Below are 13322 nucleotides of genomic sequence, written 5' to 3' on the forward strand. Positions count from 1 at the left end.
CTGAGTAGTGGTTTTTTATTATTTAAAGGGTTTTATTCTCCATGGGTATACTCAATCACTTTTTCTGTTTTTACATTTACTTCGGCATAAGCAACACCTCCAATTGCCGGTGGTGTTGGAGAGTTTCCATGCACAAGCCAAATACTATCATTTTTCTTTTCTGCAACGAATGGCTTTTGCTTATTTATTGTTGATTTACCATACACTTCGTTCCATTTTTTTTCAGCTATGGAAATTGCAATTTCTTTATCGGTTTTACTCTTTTCACAACTTAAAAGTGAAGCTAATAATATGAAGATAAAATATTTCATTTTAAATAAATTATGAGTGATGTCTAAAGCTTCTTCATCATTTTTTATAAAACTTACTCTAGTACTCAAATATAATTATTTTAAGAATACAACCGAAACGATTACGCTGGCAGGGAAATGGAAAAATACTTAAATTTTACTTTTCAACATCCAGATCATCTATTTGATTTGGAAGATTTTTATTTGGTTTGTGACATAGAATCTACCTCTATAATCGCATCTGCAAAAGCTTTGGGAGCTTCCTGTGGTAAATTGTGTCCAATTCCGCCTGTAATCGTATGGTGTACATATTTGCCTGTATATTTGGACGCATAATTTTCAGGGGCAGGAAATGCCGCTCCGTTGGCATCACCTTCCAGGGTAACTGTAGGAACTGTAATAGCAGGAGATTTTGCCAATTTGGCTTCAAGCACATCGTATTGTTTTTCTCCTTTAGCTAATCCTAAACGCCAACGGTAATTGTGAATCACGATATCAACATGATCAGGATTATCAAATGATTGGGCAGAGCGTTCGTAAGTCTGGTCATCAAAAGCCCATTTGGGTGAAGCATTTTTCCATATTAATTTATTAAATGCTGCGGTGTTGGCTTGATACCCCTTATACCCTCTTTCCGTGGAAAAATAATACTGATACCACCATAAAAACTCAGCAGTGGGTGACAGAGGTTTTTCATTGGCCTTCGGACTTCCTATTAAATATCCGCTTACCGCAACCAGGCCAGTGCAACGCTCAGGCCACAGTGCTGCCATAATATCTGCTGTTCTTGCACCCCAGTCGAAACCGCCAATAATGGCTTTATTAATTTTCAAGGCATCCATAAATGCAATAATATCCAACGCCACAACACTCTGCTGACCATTACGTTTTGTATTGGGCGACACGAAAGTAGTTGTTCCATACCCTCTTAAATAAGGGACTAAAATGCGGTAACCTTTTTCTGCAAGTATAGCAGAGGACTGTTCAAAACTATGGATATCATAAGGCCATCCATGAAGAAGAATGACAGGTTTTCCGTTTTCAGGTCCTATTTCTGCGTAACCTACCTCCAACAATCCGGCTTTGATTTTCTTTGTATTCTGGAAAGCTGATCTTACAGCTGCGTTTTCCAGCTCTTTTTCGCCAGTGGCATAAGTCTGTGCTTTTAGAGACCATAATCCCATTCCCATAAAAATGATGAAGAATATAATGGATGATAATTTTTTACTGAAATTCAATGGAATATTCATAATGATGATGTTTTGTTAGGGTAAAATTATTTCAAAACAGAAACCCAGGTAAGGGGAAATAGTTCGAACAGGTCATATTGAACGGCGAAAGCTTATTTTCGGACGTTAAACCAGACAGAAGAATACAATAAAATGACTCAAATTATGCAAAACAGCATTCATTATCTATCAGTTTTTCCAAAAGCATTATCTTCGTAATTGAAAAAATTGACAAAATGAAAAAAATAGTATTGCTGGCTTCGGTTGTTCTCGTTCTCAACTCATGTGTGGTAAGAACTGCTACAAAAGTAGTATCAGGAGCAGTAAGCTTAAGTTATAAAGCGGTAAAAGGAACCGTAAACGGTATCAGCTGGGCTGTAAGCAAAGCCAAAGGGAAGATAGACGAAGACCGTCTGGACGGAACCTGGAAGGTGGTAGGTGTTTATCGTGGTTCTTTCGAGGATTTTTCAAAAGATCAGAATCCGGATGGCACTTTTACCTCAGAATGTACGGAAGGTTTTGATCAGATCGTTTTCAAAGCTAAAAAATCTAAATTCAAGCCGGTACACTGCAGTTCTCAGGATGAAGACTGGGTGAAATATTCTATGGAGTTCGGAAAGAATCCTTCAACAAAAGAAAAAGAGAATTATATAGAGTACAATTCCAACAATTATATTTCTGTGGTTGATGTGAATAATAAGACGATGGTTCTGGAAGGAAATCTGATGCCTAAGCTGGCATTTTCCGGTGCTAAATTATATCTTCTTGAAAAGGTAAAATAGAAATATAGCGGGAGCAGGTTATTTTAAAAACTTGTTGGCAATAAAATAACCTCCTCCTATCACCAGCAATGGCAAAGCTATAGAAATCAGGATTAAAGGCCATGCAAAGATCCTGAAATAAGTATACAACGTTACAGAAGACGGGTCTGCAGGGTCATAAATAACCGTTTCAGTTTCACCTACAGACCGGGCTGAAGGATTGGTGCCTTCCGGCAGTTCATAAGTATATTCAATATTATTCCGGGTACGGAAGGTAAAGAGAGGACTAAATACTTCTCCGTCCGATTCAAACACCCGTAGAGAGGTAACGGTAGCTGTTGTTTTTTCTGCATTTTTTAAGAAAAAAAGAGTGTTTTTAAGGCTCAGCAATGCTGCTACAAACAGAATTACTCCTGCTCCAAGGATGATATAATATTGCCACATCGTTTTGTTTTTATTTCCGTTCATAACCTTTCATCCTGAAAACAGATCTTTCGACTATCTCACTTATTTCCAGATTGATACCCTAAATATACAAAGATTTATCATTTCATCATTAAAGCCTGAAAAAGTCTTCTTTCTATTTGCTTTCTATATCAACTATTTTCTGCCCCTCTTTGCCCAGATAATGGAGAACCAGTTTTTCATATACCTTGTAACCATCATCAATATTGGTAAAAATTATAATTCCTTTGCCGGATTCCGGCACTACTAAAGCAATACATCTTGTTCCCTGATCTGCCCCACCATGAGATAATACATATTCACCATTTCCCAGGTCGTAGATTTCAAAACCCAGCCCGAAATACTTATTCTCTTTAACCTTCACCTGCTTTTTTATCATTTCCCGGAATACTTCAGGCTTCAGATTTTTTCCTTTCATGACACTGACCATAAAATTTCCGTAATCTTCTACCGTAGTATGCAGATCATCGGCAGCATTAGCTGTTTTAATTTTCTCTATTGGATAAGCAACTCCTTTTTCATTGTAACCTGTTACAAATCTTGATTCATCCACGTTCTGATCCCAGATATAATTTGTATTGTTCATTTTGAAAGGTTTAAAAATCAATTCTGTGGCAAGTTCATCAAGCGTTTTTTCAAACTTTTTTTCCAGTGCTTTTCGTAAGTATTCAAACCCTTCTCCTGAATATTGATATTTTGTACCGGGATCAAACTGAAAGTTCAGCTTTTTATCCGTATTCATCCATCTCCAGTTGGGAAAACCGCTCTGATGGCTCAGAATAATCCTTGTCGTCAGTTTTTGATGTCTTGGATCATTGATGATATCAGGATCTGTCCAGTAAGCATCTAAAGGCTCATCCAGCTTCCATTTTCCAAGACTCACCAAACGCAGGGCTACCATTGCTGTCACAGGTTTGGTGAGAGATGCTACATTAAAACAGGCATTAAGTGGGGCTGAAACTCCTTTCTTAACCTCTCCAAAAACTTTTACCTGCTGTAGCTTTCCTCCTTCGATAATTCCTAATCCAAGGGTAGGAATGTTATTTTCTTTCAGCCAGCTTTGCATTGACTGATCGTTATCAAACATTGTTTCACTATCGGTGGTTTGCTTCGGATAGTGGTTAAAACTCAATGAATTCTTAAGTTTCCACTCCGCATTGTCCAGTATCCAAAGGTGGGTAAACTTTGCTTCCCCGACTAATTTCTCAGCCTGATCTCCTGCTTTTTCATAAAAAAGATGGTCACCATTCTGAATGGCAGCATATATTTTTCCATCTTTATACATGGGATAAATCTCAGTACTTTTCTTCACCAGAACTCTTTTTAACTGATAGGTTTCCGGAGATTTACACAATCCGTTTTTAAAATCAATGATGAATTTTTCTTTATTCTCAAAACCGCCTTTATCGTGATAAAATTCAAATGTATCACTTAACATGCTTTCCATCTTTCCGATGTTGCAGGTATTATAGCCTGCAGAAAAAAACAGACTGTCTTTGGACATAATTGTTTTGTAAAGCGGATCTGTATTTTTGACTTGTGCCTGTGTTATGCTAAAGAATAAGGAGCAAAAAGAAAGGAGAAGCTGTGAAGATTTTGTCATTGTTATTTTTTTGACAAAGATTATCATTCCATCAGATTTTTTATTAAAAATGAACCCGACAAAAACCCGACAAAGCTGTGACAGGTTTTATATCATACTGAATTTCAGCCTGAAATACAACTTTTTATTACGGTCTATTTCAGAGGCATTTCGAAGGATGATAAAGATATTGGAGAGGACAATAATGATCATAAGGATCAGGGTAAACTGTTTTCCAAGCTTTAAAAAGATCCCGAGCATGAATATAACAGGTGCCATCACCGTCCACATGATCTGAACTGAAATAATTTGTTTTACGAGACTATTTCGCTGTTTCATCGTAAACATCAACAACAATGGAACGAGAATATTCAATGGAGGTAAAAGGGTAAATAATAATGATGAAAGATTAATGATTTTAATATAAGAATAATTGACCGGAATTGGAATTGGTTCTTCTACTCTTGTTTCCACCTCATCTGCTTCTGGAATTTCCTGAGGGGTGTCCTGCAACAATGCAGATTCTTCTATTTCCAAAGCCTGCGCAAGAGTTCTGAGGGTATATCCTTTAGGTTCTGTTCCAGCTTCTATCCTTTGAATGGTTCTTACAGAAATCTTTGATTTTTCTGATAATTCTTCCTGAGTCAGATTTTTTTGTTCTCTTATGGCTTTTAGCTTGGACATGTTGTAGGATTCGAAAAGTATGTTTTGCTTGGGCTAATTTACATTTTTCCATCATTAAAAAACAAAAGAGCACTTTTTAAAATTCAGGATGAGATCAAAATAATTCTTTGTATAAAAAATAAGTGTATTTTTAATATTCTATTTTTCAACAGTTTATAAACTTCAACACCAGATCAGTTTATGGAAAATACCATCTCTAAATCCGAAATCAGGAAGAATATTGCCACTTACCTGAGTCTTACCTTACTTTTTTGCCTTCCGGTTTATTATATGTGCATTGTTACCGGGAAGCTCGGTGGCGGCATTATATCATATGCCACGATTGTCATGTGGTGTCCCGCTATTGCTGCTCTTCTTACCTGCCGTATTCGGAAAATTCCTATTTATTCCCTCGGCTGGAAATGGGGACTTACGAAATACCAGATCATGGCTTACTGTATTCCTATTCTTTACAGTTTGGTTCCTTATCTCATCATTTGGATCAGTGGAGCCGGTGGTTTCTATAATCATGAGTTTGTAGCAGAAGCAGGCAAAGGAATGGGATGGAATCTTCCTGATGGTCTAACCATTATTCTGTATATTATTCTGATGAGCAGTTTTGGGATGGTACGCTCAGTAGGATCTGCATTGGGTGAGGAAATAGGCTGGCGCGGTCTTCTTACTCCGCAATTGGCTAAAATCAATTCTTACACGGGCACTTCTCTGTGGATGGGCGTCATATGGTCTATCTATCATTATCCTCTTTTACTTTTTTCCAATTACAATACCGGAGGTCCCAAATGGCTGGCTCTTCTATGCTTTACGATGATGATATTTGCATCTTGTTTCATCTTTACATGGCTAAGGTTAAAATCCGGGAGTTTATGGACAGGGGCCATCTTACATGCCAGTCATAATCTATTTATCCAGTCTATTTTCACACCGCTTACTGTAGATACGGGGAATACGAATTATTATATTGATGAGTTTGGGATCGCTTTACCTATCGCGACAGCTGTTGTTGCTTATTTCTTCTGGAGAAAAAGAAAAGAACTGCCGGAAGATGAAAGTAAGGTTTAAAACTTTTTATATTTGAATGAAACAAAAACAGCATTCTGAATCATGTCAGAATGCTGTTTTTTTGGAGTATCATATGTTTATTTTAACCTGTTTTTTCAGAGCTCTCCAATAGTCTTTCATAACTTTTATTTCGTTGCCCGATAATCCGTTGATATCCTGTTTCTCTTTCTACCCAGTCTGAAGGTTGTAAATAGCTGAGAATAGTATCCATATCACGTTCGCTAAATCCTTCTGAAAAACTTTCTTTGCCTTTTCTCGGGATGGGAGTCGGAGAAATTTGATCTTTACGGGAAGGAGCCATTTCGGGACCTGCAAATATTTTCTTTCTGACCTCACCCTCATCCTCTATTGCTTTTATCTCTTTTTCAATTTTTTTTACATCCAGATTCCCTGAACTCTCATAACTCTCTTTCAATCTTTTAATGCTGTCCTGGGTTTCTCTGTTTATTTCCTGAATCCGATACTGAATAAACTTACCGGATCTTGTAGGTGGTTCTGCCAATATAAGCCTTTCATATCCAGTTGCTCTCCCCCCTAGCGCTGTTTCACCACTTCCCGTTTCAAACCATGTGGTCATTCTGCCTCCACTTTCACTTCCTTTTTCTTCCATATACCGAACCTTATATCCCAGCATAGCCATCACTTCCAGATTACCGCTTCTGAAGCCAAGGTGTTTTACATTCTTAAAGTGTGTATCAAAATACTCGTAGAGCTTAAACTGTCCCATACGGGTGTTTCCTCCCCATGCTTTCAGTGCGGGAGAGTTTCCTTTCCAGAATTCTGTAATATTGAATACTTTTTTGGATTGATAGTGTACATTAATCTCATTGGCTGTTTCATCATATTTCTTTGCTCTTTCTTTCACATATCCTTTATCTCCGGTAATGATGACGGCATCATACATATCCGCCACTCTGTGTACAATCTGTTTGATTCCCCAATAACTGGTATCATGTTCTATATGAATATCTCCGCCTTTTCCGCTGAAACGGGACCATAAAATCAGTAGATTATTTCCACTTGTGGGTATGCCTTGTTCTTCCAGCCATATTTTTATCGCATCATTCTGGCTTCCATTGATTTCCCATGCAACTTTTAATTGATTCCTCATTTCCTCAGAAAAATTTTTGGCGATGTATTGGGTTCCCTCTCCTACAGGCTTGTAGTATTTATTTTCAAATGCTCTTTTTGATAAATCATTTTTATATTGCTCTCTTATGATATTGAATGCTTCCATTTTCAGCTGACTTGCCAACCCGGGAGCTCTCACTTCATTCACATTATGAGTATGTATCCTGTATTCTTCTATTCCTGAGCTTCTGTAGAACTCTCTAATTGATTTACTGTTGTCATATGGATCTCTCACATTTTCATGTTCATCCATCGTTGTAGATATTAATACATGATATTGTTGATTGTTGATCAATGTTGCAGCAATAGCAAACATGTCTCCTGTGGCGTACCCAGGCTGCACTATTATAAAGGGAATTACCTCCTCCGAATTTGTGTTGTTCTGATTATTCATATTATGATTTTAAAGGTTAGAATAGGTTATCAGACAAATTTCAAGGTAAAGCAGTGGCTGGTATGGAGGGGATTTACCCATTTTCAGAAACTAGGGGTTTACCCGTATTCACTGATAAGATATTGGTGTATTCATGTATTTGATTCAATAAGCTTATGAATTATTTTCTGACTTTTATTATTCTAAAACAGAACTCATGCTTTCAAAATTTCACTCATGAGAGAATTCCCTTATTTTTTAAAATTCAGTTTTTTCCCTTAATAAAGATTTATTCCGTTTGATGAAATTTGTATCAGACAAAAGAGATCAACAATCTCACAGTGAAGACTTAATCAAAAAATAATAGTAAGGTTGAGTTGAAAGAAAAGTCTTTGAAAAAAGAGGCTTGAAAATAAAAATAATAGTAACCCATTAAAACCAGAATATGGCAGATACAGTAAACACCCAGACTACAGATGCAGTAACGCAGACCAATGTTACCGTACTTGGTGAGTCTCCCGCACAGGCTATGAGTATGCTTTACCAGATGGCCACGCATGCCAGTGGAATTTCCATTCAGAATTCTGTGACAAACCAGCAGAACTTGAACCAGCTCAACCCTGCGATTGTTGCAGATGCCATTAAAATTTTAAAAGGATAATCTAAAACCTTCCCATCATGAGTGAAAACAACAGTGAAACCCAACAATCCCAGGCAGCCAATGCTACCACTCCGGCGGAGAAAGCTGTAGTATTTGTGAACAGTGAGGTATTGGCTCCGCCTAAGGCTTCTCCAATGACCGGAGTAACGAAAGTAATGATAGAACAGTCTACAGGAATGATGGTTCAGGATTTACAGTCTTTTTTAAAAGGATTCGAGCAGGTAGGTCTTATTGCATTAAGCAGATTAGCCAATAATTTATTGACGTATGGAACCACTTTCGGACCCGCTCCGGGAAGTAAAGAAACCTCTGTTCAGATGGCCGAGAACCTTCAGGGTCAGGATGCAGGAAAAGGAAATGAAATGATGAAAGACTTATTCAAAATGGTAAGTGAATATGCTGAAGTAAAGGCGAAGATTTCCAATACTATTTATAATGTCAACACGCTTCCTGTCTCAGAAGCACCTCCTTCTCCCCCATCTTATACGGAAGTAATTCCTGAGACTGAAGATCCTGAAAAAAAAAACGAGTAGATCCGGTTCCGGAAGAAGTCTCATCAGAAAACGAAGGTATGAGAAAGAGCTTTATCACGGCTGATCATGGGGGAAAATTAGTATTAAAGTCAGTAAAACTGGCACAGCCACTCGTAAAACCAGAGATTAAAGAAGCAGTAATCCCTTCAGAAGAATCTGAAGTATATCCAAAGAGAAAAACAATAATCGCCCAACTCATTGAAAAAATTAAAATAAATAAGAGATGAATTATTCCTCAGTAACCAAACCCGCCAAAATTTTAAATCTGGAAAGTTTAAATGATTTAAATGAACGACTTTATCTGATCAAAAACAGTGAAATCAATTATCTGGACACCAAAAGTGCAGAACCTAAAAAGACGGAACACAATTCGGAACGTTTTGTATTTAATCTTCAGACCTCTGATATTAATATTCAGCCGTCGATAAGACTGGTGAACTGCCTCAACAGAGGAGGTAAAAGATACAATCACTTCCAGTCTTTTGTAGTGGAACCTAAAGATAAATCCACAGGAATTGCCGTGATCATGGTCAAGCTGGATGATCCAAAAGTTTTTTACTGTAATGTAAGAATCCTGCCTCTTACCACTCTGAACGAAATTGCCGTCCCGGATTATGATTCAAAGCTTCTTACAATCAATCTTGAAAAATCGAAATGGACGCTGAAGACAGATATTACGATTACTCCGTCAGACACCGGGGAAGCCCAATATTCTGTACATGATGTGGATGTAAGTGCTATTTCAGAACTGGTCACTCAGGATGAAGTCGTCGCATTAAAAAGAGAACTGGAGTTTCAGGCCTCAAAGCTGATTGCCCATTATTTTCAGGAAATCCTGAGTATTGTCGTGAATGAAACTCCACCATCCGGCACCAAGTCGCTTATTATTCCGGATGATTATATCCTTACTCTTCCTCCGCATCAGTTAAAAGAAATGTTGTCTGCCAGTGCGATTTCAGCATGTATCGCTTTGGAGATTACGGGATATAATGTGGTTAAAGATCTCAACCGGGACTGGAAATCTGCGTCTGCATTTATCAATTATCTGCTGTAATCGTTGTATAATATTCTAAAACAAGATGTATGCGCAGAAGAATCCGCAAGAAAGCTCCCGTTCCTAAAACTCCGGTACCCGTAACGGAACCAGAAATGGTAGAAAAAGAAATCATGCCTTTTGTGTTAAGACATGAAGATGAAATCGTGAACTATATCAAAGAAAAAGCTGTTAAAGAGACGATGAAGTCGCTTGCTCCTCTCCTTGAAAAACTGGAAGAAGCCGTAAAGCAGCAGGAATCTGCCCAGATTCAGGTTGCTGCACCAGCTCCTCCTGATACTCCTGTAATGAACTATGAAGAACAGCTGAAAAAGCTTCAGGAAGCCTCATCAGCAAAGGTAAAAGAGAAGGAGCTCAAGATCATGGACCGAATGAATAAGCTGAATGCCAGGTTCGGCAATATCCGACCTTAGAACCATAAAAACAAAAATTAATATGAACGAAATTGATGTAATCATTACAGGAATGTCTACGGCTGTACCTCAGGCTATTTCCACACAGGTAAGTGCCCATTCTACCGGACAAATGCAGATCAATTCTGCACTGAATCAACAACGGAATACGATGACCGGCATCAGCAACTATGTCATGGGCTTAAAAAAGATGAGTCCAAAAAATATAAAGCTCAGGCAACTCGAGACATTTAAAAAAGAACGTTTTTAACCCAAGTCTCTAAAAACTACGGATGCGGTTTTAGTTCTCTGCAAAGATGAAATCCGGAGCCCTCAACATATACAATCAGGTCAACATTTATTTTGCACCGCTTTTCAGATGCTGCCAATGTACAAAAGCAATTATTCAGAATCCATATTTAGCCCAAAGGAATCCGACATTGCCAGCATACCTGCAGGAATTTATTTTTAAGACAGATATTAAAAATAGAAACCGCATCCTTTTACAAAAAAAAATATGCTTTAAACTCGCGCAGATTTTACAGATAGGGTTTCAACCATTGTATTCAGAGCCACCCTTCAAGTCTAATTTATTCATAACCTGTCAATACCAATGTCTTTGAAATTTTTTCATCTGGAGGATCTGTGGTGAGTTTAAAAAATACAACATAAAACTAGTTTACCTTAAATAATTATTAACCGAGATCAAATCTCAAAAAAACAATTACAATTATGCCAGTTAATGAACAAATCACAGATGCAGTAACGCAATCTAACGTGAAAGTAGTAGGAGAATCTCCTGCAATGGCTCTAGCCAACGTGTACCAGTCTGCTGCACATTCTACAGGAATTATGTTTGAAAATGCAGTGAATGCACAAAACCAACAGAACATTTTAGGTCAGGCAGCTACCACTCAGGGTATTCTGCAGATCTACAGCCTGGATACGGTAGCAGATGCGGTTTCTATCGCTAAGATTCTTAAGCCGTAATTTTTTAATTTCTTTGAGAAAAAGTCATTTCTCCGCCGGAAAATCCGGTCGTTTTTTAACCTTAATAAACAATAATCATTATGCCAGTTAACGAACAAATCACAGATGCAGTAACGCAGTCGAATGTAAAGGTAGTAGCAGAATCTCCAGCAATGGCGATAGCTAACGTTTACCAATCTGCTGCACATTCTACGGGAATCATGTTTGAAAATGCGATGAACAATCAAAATCAGCACAACATCGTGACACAAGCAGCAACCACGCAGGGTATCACTCAAATTTACAGTAAAGATACCATTGCTGATGCCATCTCAATTGCTAAAATTCTTAAACCTTAATCCATTTTGCATAACGCAGAATATAACCAATTTTAGAGCCGGAACCCCGGTTATTTTAACCCCAATAAACAATAATCATTATGCCAGTAAACGAAAAAATCACAGACGCAGTAACACAATCCAACGTAAAAGTAGTAGCAGAATCGCCTGCAATGGCTTTAGCTAACGTGTATCAATCTGCTGCACATTCTACAGGAATCATGTTTGAAAATGCAGTGAATACACAAAACCAACAGAATATTGTCTCTCAGGCAGCTACTACACAGGGTATCACTCAGATCTACAGTCTGGATACCATTGCTGATGCTGTTTCTATGGCGAAAATCCTTAATCCGTAATTCATTTTTGCGAACAGCTTAAATTCCTTATCCAAACAACCGGAAAATCCGGTTGTTTTTTAAACCTAAATAAACAATAATCATTATGCCAGTAAACGAACAAATCACAGACGCGGTAACACAGTCGAACGTAAAAGTAGTTGCAGAATCTCCTGCAATGGCTATAGCCAACGTATATCAGACAGCAGCCCATTCTACAGGAATCATGTTTGAAAACGCAGTGAGCGCACAAAACCAACAGAACGTTGTCACTCAGGCAGCTACTACACAGGGTATCGCACAGATCTACAGTCTGGATACCATTGCAGATGCTGTTTCTATGGCTAAAATCCTTAATCCATAATCCATTTGCGGACCTCTTTAAAACTATTATCCAAACCGCCGGAAAATCCGGTTAACCTTTAACCCAATAAACAATAATCATTATGCCAGTAAACGAACAAATCACAGACGCAGTAACGCAATCGAACGTAAAAGTAGTAGCAGAATCTCCTGCAATGGCTTTAAGTAACGTATATCAATCTGCTGCACATTCTACAGGAATCATGTTTGAAAATGCAGTGAATGCACAAAACCAGCAAAACATTCTGGGTCAGGCAGCAACTACTCAGGGTATTCTGCAGATCTATAGCCTGGACACTGTAGCAGATGCAGTTTCTATTGCTAAAGTATTGAATCCTAAATTATAGTGTGTTTTTAAATTTCTTGTTATCAGGGAGTACAGTCATGTGCTCCCTGATTCTTTTTGGATAGAAACTATTTATCAAATAATACAATTTCGTTGGGATCTATCACCTTGTTTTGTACGGCGTAAATAACAAGCCCGGCCATATTTTTCACCCCGGTTTTAATCATAAGATTGGTCTTATGGGTTTCTACTGTTTTAGGTGAGATAAAAAGAGAATCTGCAATTTCCTTAGTACTCAGCTGCTGGCACACCAGTCTTAAAACATCTATTTCTCTCTCGGTGAGCTCATTTCTTGAAAAAGCATGAAATTCCGGAAGTTTATTGGAAAGCTGGGTTCTCATGACATCAATCTGATCATTGGAAAAATAATGTCCGGTATGGTGAACGGTTTTGATGACCGCCAGAAGTTCCTCCAGTTCAATTTCTTTGGACAAAAAAGCATGGGCTCCCATTTTCAGCATTTGCCCCATGAATGAACGGCGGTAGAAGCTGGAAAGAACAATAATTTTCGTTTCTGTTTCTTTTTTACCGAGTTCGGCCATTACTTCAAGGCCGTCACCATCCGTCATTCTCAGATCCAGAATCAGAACATCTAAAGCCACGGAATCCTGCTCCGTGAGAAACTGATGTCCGCCTGTAGTAGTAAGGACAACCTGATAGTCGCCACTATTTTCGATATAATTTTTCAAAAGCTGCACAAACAGCAGATCATCATCTACAATTCCGATTTTAATTTTTGAGTGTTCCATGTTTA

At 38.0% G+C, this 13322-nt stretch carries 20 protein-coding genes; 13 read left to right on the top strand and 7 right to left on the bottom strand.

Translation table 11 applies throughout. The features are described from left to right. Positions 1-32: 32 nt before the first annotated feature. Positions 33-380 (bottom strand): NTF2 fold immunity protein, encoded by a 348-nt coding sequence (locus tag LKL37_RS21050; protein ID WP_431612375.1) that lies wholly within the window; start codon positions 378-380, stop codon positions 33-35. A 110-nt stretch (positions 381-490) separates the two neighbouring features. Further along, the gene (locus LKL37_RS21055; protein WP_431612376.1) at positions 491-1540 is read right to left on the bottom strand and encodes an alpha/beta fold hydrolase; all 1050 of its coding nucleotides are present in this window, start codon (positions 1538-1540) and stop codon (positions 491-493) included. 215 nt (positions 1541-1755) lie between these two features. On the opposite strand from LKL37_RS21055, the gene LKL37_RS21060 reads away from it, so the two are divergent. After that, the gene (locus tag LKL37_RS21060) at positions 1756-2301 is read left to right on the top strand and encodes a hypothetical protein (RefSeq protein WP_431612377.1); all 546 of its coding nucleotides are present in this window, start codon (positions 1756-1758) and stop codon (positions 2299-2301) included. 18 nt (positions 2302-2319) lie between these two features. Here the strand turns inward: LKL37_RS21060 and LKL37_RS21065 are convergent, their stop codons facing one another. The 3 genes from LKL37_RS21065 to LKL37_RS21075 all read right to left on the bottom strand — a co-directional run bounded on the left by LKL37_RS21065 (position 2320) and on the right by LKL37_RS21075 (position 5011). Next, positions 2320-2748, bottom strand: a complete 429-nt coding sequence (locus LKL37_RS21065) for a DUF3592 domain-containing protein (RefSeq protein WP_431612378.1) — start codon at positions 2746-2748, stop codon at positions 2320-2322. Between the two features lie 112 nt (positions 2749-2860). Continuing rightward, positions 2861-4348, bottom strand: coding sequence for a serine hydrolase (locus LKL37_RS21070; protein WP_431612379.1), 1488 nt, complete (start codon positions 4346-4348; stop codon positions 2861-2863). Positions 4349-4435: 87 nt separating this feature from the next. Then, entirely contained in the window at positions 4436-5011 is a 576-nt protein-coding gene (locus LKL37_RS21075; RefSeq protein WP_431612380.1) for a helix-turn-helix domain-containing protein, read from the bottom strand. 180 nt (positions 5012-5191) lie between these two features. Between LKL37_RS21075 and LKL37_RS21080 the strand changes: the two genes are divergently transcribed. Beyond that, on the top strand, positions 5192-6070 hold the full coding sequence (locus tag LKL37_RS21080; RefSeq protein ID WP_431612381.1) for a CPBP family glutamic-type intramembrane protease: 879 nt from the start codon (positions 5192-5194) through the stop codon (positions 6068-6070). Positions 6071-6152: 82 nt separating this feature from the next. On the opposite strand, the gene LKL37_RS21085 is transcribed toward LKL37_RS21080, so the two are convergent. Further along, positions 6153-7595 carry a hypothetical protein gene (locus LKL37_RS21085; protein WP_431612382.1) on the bottom strand — a complete coding sequence of 481 codons (1443 nt, stop codon included), beginning with the start codon at positions 7593-7595 and terminating at the stop codon, positions 6153-6155. A 424-nt stretch (positions 7596-8019) separates the two neighbouring features. Here LKL37_RS21085 and LKL37_RS21090 point away from each other — a divergent pair, with 424 nt between their 5' ends. The 11 genes from LKL37_RS21090 to LKL37_RS21140 all read left to right on the top strand — a co-directional run bounded on the left by LKL37_RS21090 (position 8020) and on the right by LKL37_RS21140 (position 12569). After that, entirely contained in the window at positions 8020-8235 is a 216-nt protein-coding gene (locus LKL37_RS21090; protein ID WP_047433885.1) for a RebB family R body protein, read from the top strand. 17 nt (positions 8236-8252) lie between these two features. Then, on the top strand, positions 8253-8768 hold the full coding sequence (locus tag LKL37_RS21095; RefSeq protein WP_431612383.1) for a hypothetical protein: 516 nt from the start codon (positions 8253-8255) through the stop codon (positions 8766-8768). A 38-nt stretch (positions 8769-8806) separates the two neighbouring features. Beyond that, positions 8807-8995: a hypothetical protein gene (locus LKL37_RS21100; protein ID WP_431612384.1), complete on the top strand. Its 189-nt coding sequence runs from the start codon at positions 8807-8809 to the stop codon at positions 8993-8995. Beyond that, positions 8992-9822 (top strand): hypothetical protein, encoded by an 831-nt coding sequence (locus LKL37_RS21105; RefSeq protein WP_105703707.1) that lies wholly within the window; start codon positions 8992-8994, stop codon positions 9820-9822. The genes LKL37_RS21100 and LKL37_RS21105 overlap by 4 nt, the downstream gene beginning before the upstream one ends. Positions 9823-9851: 29 nt before the next feature. Next, positions 9852-10235, top strand: coding sequence for a hypothetical protein (locus LKL37_RS21110; RefSeq protein ID WP_431612385.1), 384 nt, complete (start codon positions 9852-9854; stop codon positions 10233-10235). 22 nt (positions 10236-10257) lie between these two features. Next, entirely contained in the window at positions 10258-10485 is a 228-nt protein-coding gene (locus tag LKL37_RS21115; protein ID WP_426479392.1) for a hypothetical protein, read from the top strand. Positions 10486-10946: 461 nt separating this feature from the next. After that, positions 10947-11204: a RebB family R body protein gene (locus LKL37_RS21120; protein ID WP_047378383.1), complete on the top strand. Its 258-nt coding sequence runs from the start codon at positions 10947-10949 to the stop codon at positions 11202-11204. Positions 11205-11284: 80 nt separating this feature from the next. Further along, positions 11285-11542 (top strand): RebB family R body protein, encoded by a 258-nt coding sequence (locus LKL37_RS21125; RefSeq protein ID WP_164976728.1) that lies wholly within the window; start codon positions 11285-11287, stop codon positions 11540-11542. An 80-nt stretch (positions 11543-11622) separates the two neighbouring features. After that, positions 11623-11880 carry a RebB family R body protein gene (locus LKL37_RS21130; RefSeq protein WP_047378385.1) on the top strand — a complete coding sequence of 86 codons (258 nt, stop codon included), beginning with the start codon at positions 11623-11625 and terminating at the stop codon, positions 11878-11880. A gap of 85 nt (positions 11881-11965) precedes the next feature. Continuing rightward, positions 11966-12223: a RebB family R body protein gene (locus LKL37_RS21135; protein WP_105703711.1), complete on the top strand. Its 258-nt coding sequence runs from the start codon at positions 11966-11968 to the stop codon at positions 12221-12223. An 82-nt stretch (positions 12224-12305) separates the two neighbouring features. Next, a complete protein-coding gene (locus LKL37_RS21140) occupies positions 12306-12569 on the top strand; it encodes a RebB family R body protein (RefSeq protein WP_047378387.1) in 264 nt (87 codons plus the stop codon). A gap of 67 nt (positions 12570-12636) precedes the next feature. Here the strand turns inward: LKL37_RS21140 and LKL37_RS21145 are convergent, their stop codons facing one another. Continuing rightward, positions 12637-13317, bottom strand: coding sequence for a response regulator transcription factor (locus tag LKL37_RS21145; RefSeq protein ID WP_431612386.1), 681 nt, complete (start codon positions 13315-13317; stop codon positions 12637-12639). Positions 13318-13322 lie beyond the last annotated feature (5 nt).

Origin of the sequence: Chryseobacterium sp. 'Rf worker isolate 10' (assembly GCF_050753305.1) — a bacterium.
In the GTDB taxonomy this organism is placed as follows: Bacteria; Bacteroidota; Bacteroidia; order Flavobacteriales; family Weeksellaceae; genus Chryseobacterium.

What these genes read in the sequence shown, in the direction of transcription:
- LKL37_RS21140 (WP_047378387.1), top strand. Translation starts at nt 12,306, where the DNA reads ATGCCAGTAAACGAACAAATCACAGACGCAGTAACGCAATCGAACGTA.
- LKL37_RS21105 (WP_105703707.1), top strand. Translation starts at nt 8,992, where the DNA reads ATGAATTATTCCTCAGTAACCAAACCCGCCAAAATTTTAAATCTGGAA.
- LKL37_RS21090 (WP_047433885.1), top strand. Translation starts at nt 8,020, where the DNA reads ATGGCAGATACAGTAAACACCCAGACTACAGATGCAGTAACGCAGACC.
- LKL37_RS21115 (WP_426479392.1), top strand. Translation starts at nt 10,258, where the DNA reads ATGAACGAAATTGATGTAATCATTACAGGAATGTCTACGGCTGTACCT.
- LKL37_RS21055 (WP_431612376.1), bottom strand. Translation starts at nt 1,540, where the DNA reads ATGAATATTCCATTGAATTTCAGTAAAAAATTATCATCCATTATATTC.
- LKL37_RS21060 (WP_431612377.1), top strand. Translation starts at nt 1,756, where the DNA reads ATGAAAAAAATAGTATTGCTGGCTTCGGTTGTTCTCGTTCTCAACTCA.
- LKL37_RS21120 (WP_047378383.1), top strand. Translation starts at nt 10,947, where the DNA reads ATGCCAGTTAATGAACAAATCACAGATGCAGTAACGCAATCTAACGTG.
- LKL37_RS21080 (WP_431612381.1), top strand. Translation starts at nt 5,192, where the DNA reads ATGGAAAATACCATCTCTAAATCCGAAATCAGGAAGAATATTGCCACT.
- LKL37_RS21085 (WP_431612382.1), bottom strand. Translation starts at nt 7,595, where the DNA reads ATGAATAATCAGAACAACACAAATTCGGAGGAGGTAATTCCCTTTATA.
- LKL37_RS21145 (WP_431612386.1), bottom strand. Translation starts at nt 13,317, where the DNA reads ATGGAACACTCAAAAATTAAAATCGGAATTGTAGATGATGATCTGCTG.
- LKL37_RS21095 (WP_431612383.1), top strand. Translation starts at nt 8,253, where the DNA reads ATGAGTGAAAACAACAGTGAAACCCAACAATCCCAGGCAGCCAATGCT.
- LKL37_RS21100 (WP_431612384.1), top strand. Translation starts at nt 8,807, where the DNA reads ATGAGAAAGAGCTTTATCACGGCTGATCATGGGGGAAAATTAGTATTA.
- LKL37_RS21070 (WP_431612379.1), bottom strand. Translation starts at nt 4,348, where the DNA reads ATGACAAAATCTTCACAGCTTCTCCTTTCTTTTTGCTCCTTATTCTTT.
- LKL37_RS21075 (WP_431612380.1), bottom strand. Translation starts at nt 5,011, where the DNA reads ATGTCCAAGCTAAAAGCCATAAGAGAACAAAAAAATCTGACTCAGGAA.
- LKL37_RS21065 (WP_431612378.1), bottom strand. Translation starts at nt 2,748, where the DNA reads ATGAACGGAAATAAAAACAAAACGATGTGGCAATATTATATCATCCTT.
- LKL37_RS21125 (WP_164976728.1), top strand. Translation starts at nt 11,285, where the DNA reads ATGCCAGTTAACGAACAAATCACAGATGCAGTAACGCAGTCGAATGTA.
- LKL37_RS21110 (WP_431612385.1), top strand. Translation starts at nt 9,852, where the DNA reads ATGCGCAGAAGAATCCGCAAGAAAGCTCCCGTTCCTAAAACTCCGGTA.
- LKL37_RS21130 (WP_047378385.1), top strand. Translation starts at nt 11,623, where the DNA reads ATGCCAGTAAACGAAAAAATCACAGACGCAGTAACACAATCCAACGTA.
- LKL37_RS21135 (WP_105703711.1), top strand. Translation starts at nt 11,966, where the DNA reads ATGCCAGTAAACGAACAAATCACAGACGCGGTAACACAGTCGAACGTA.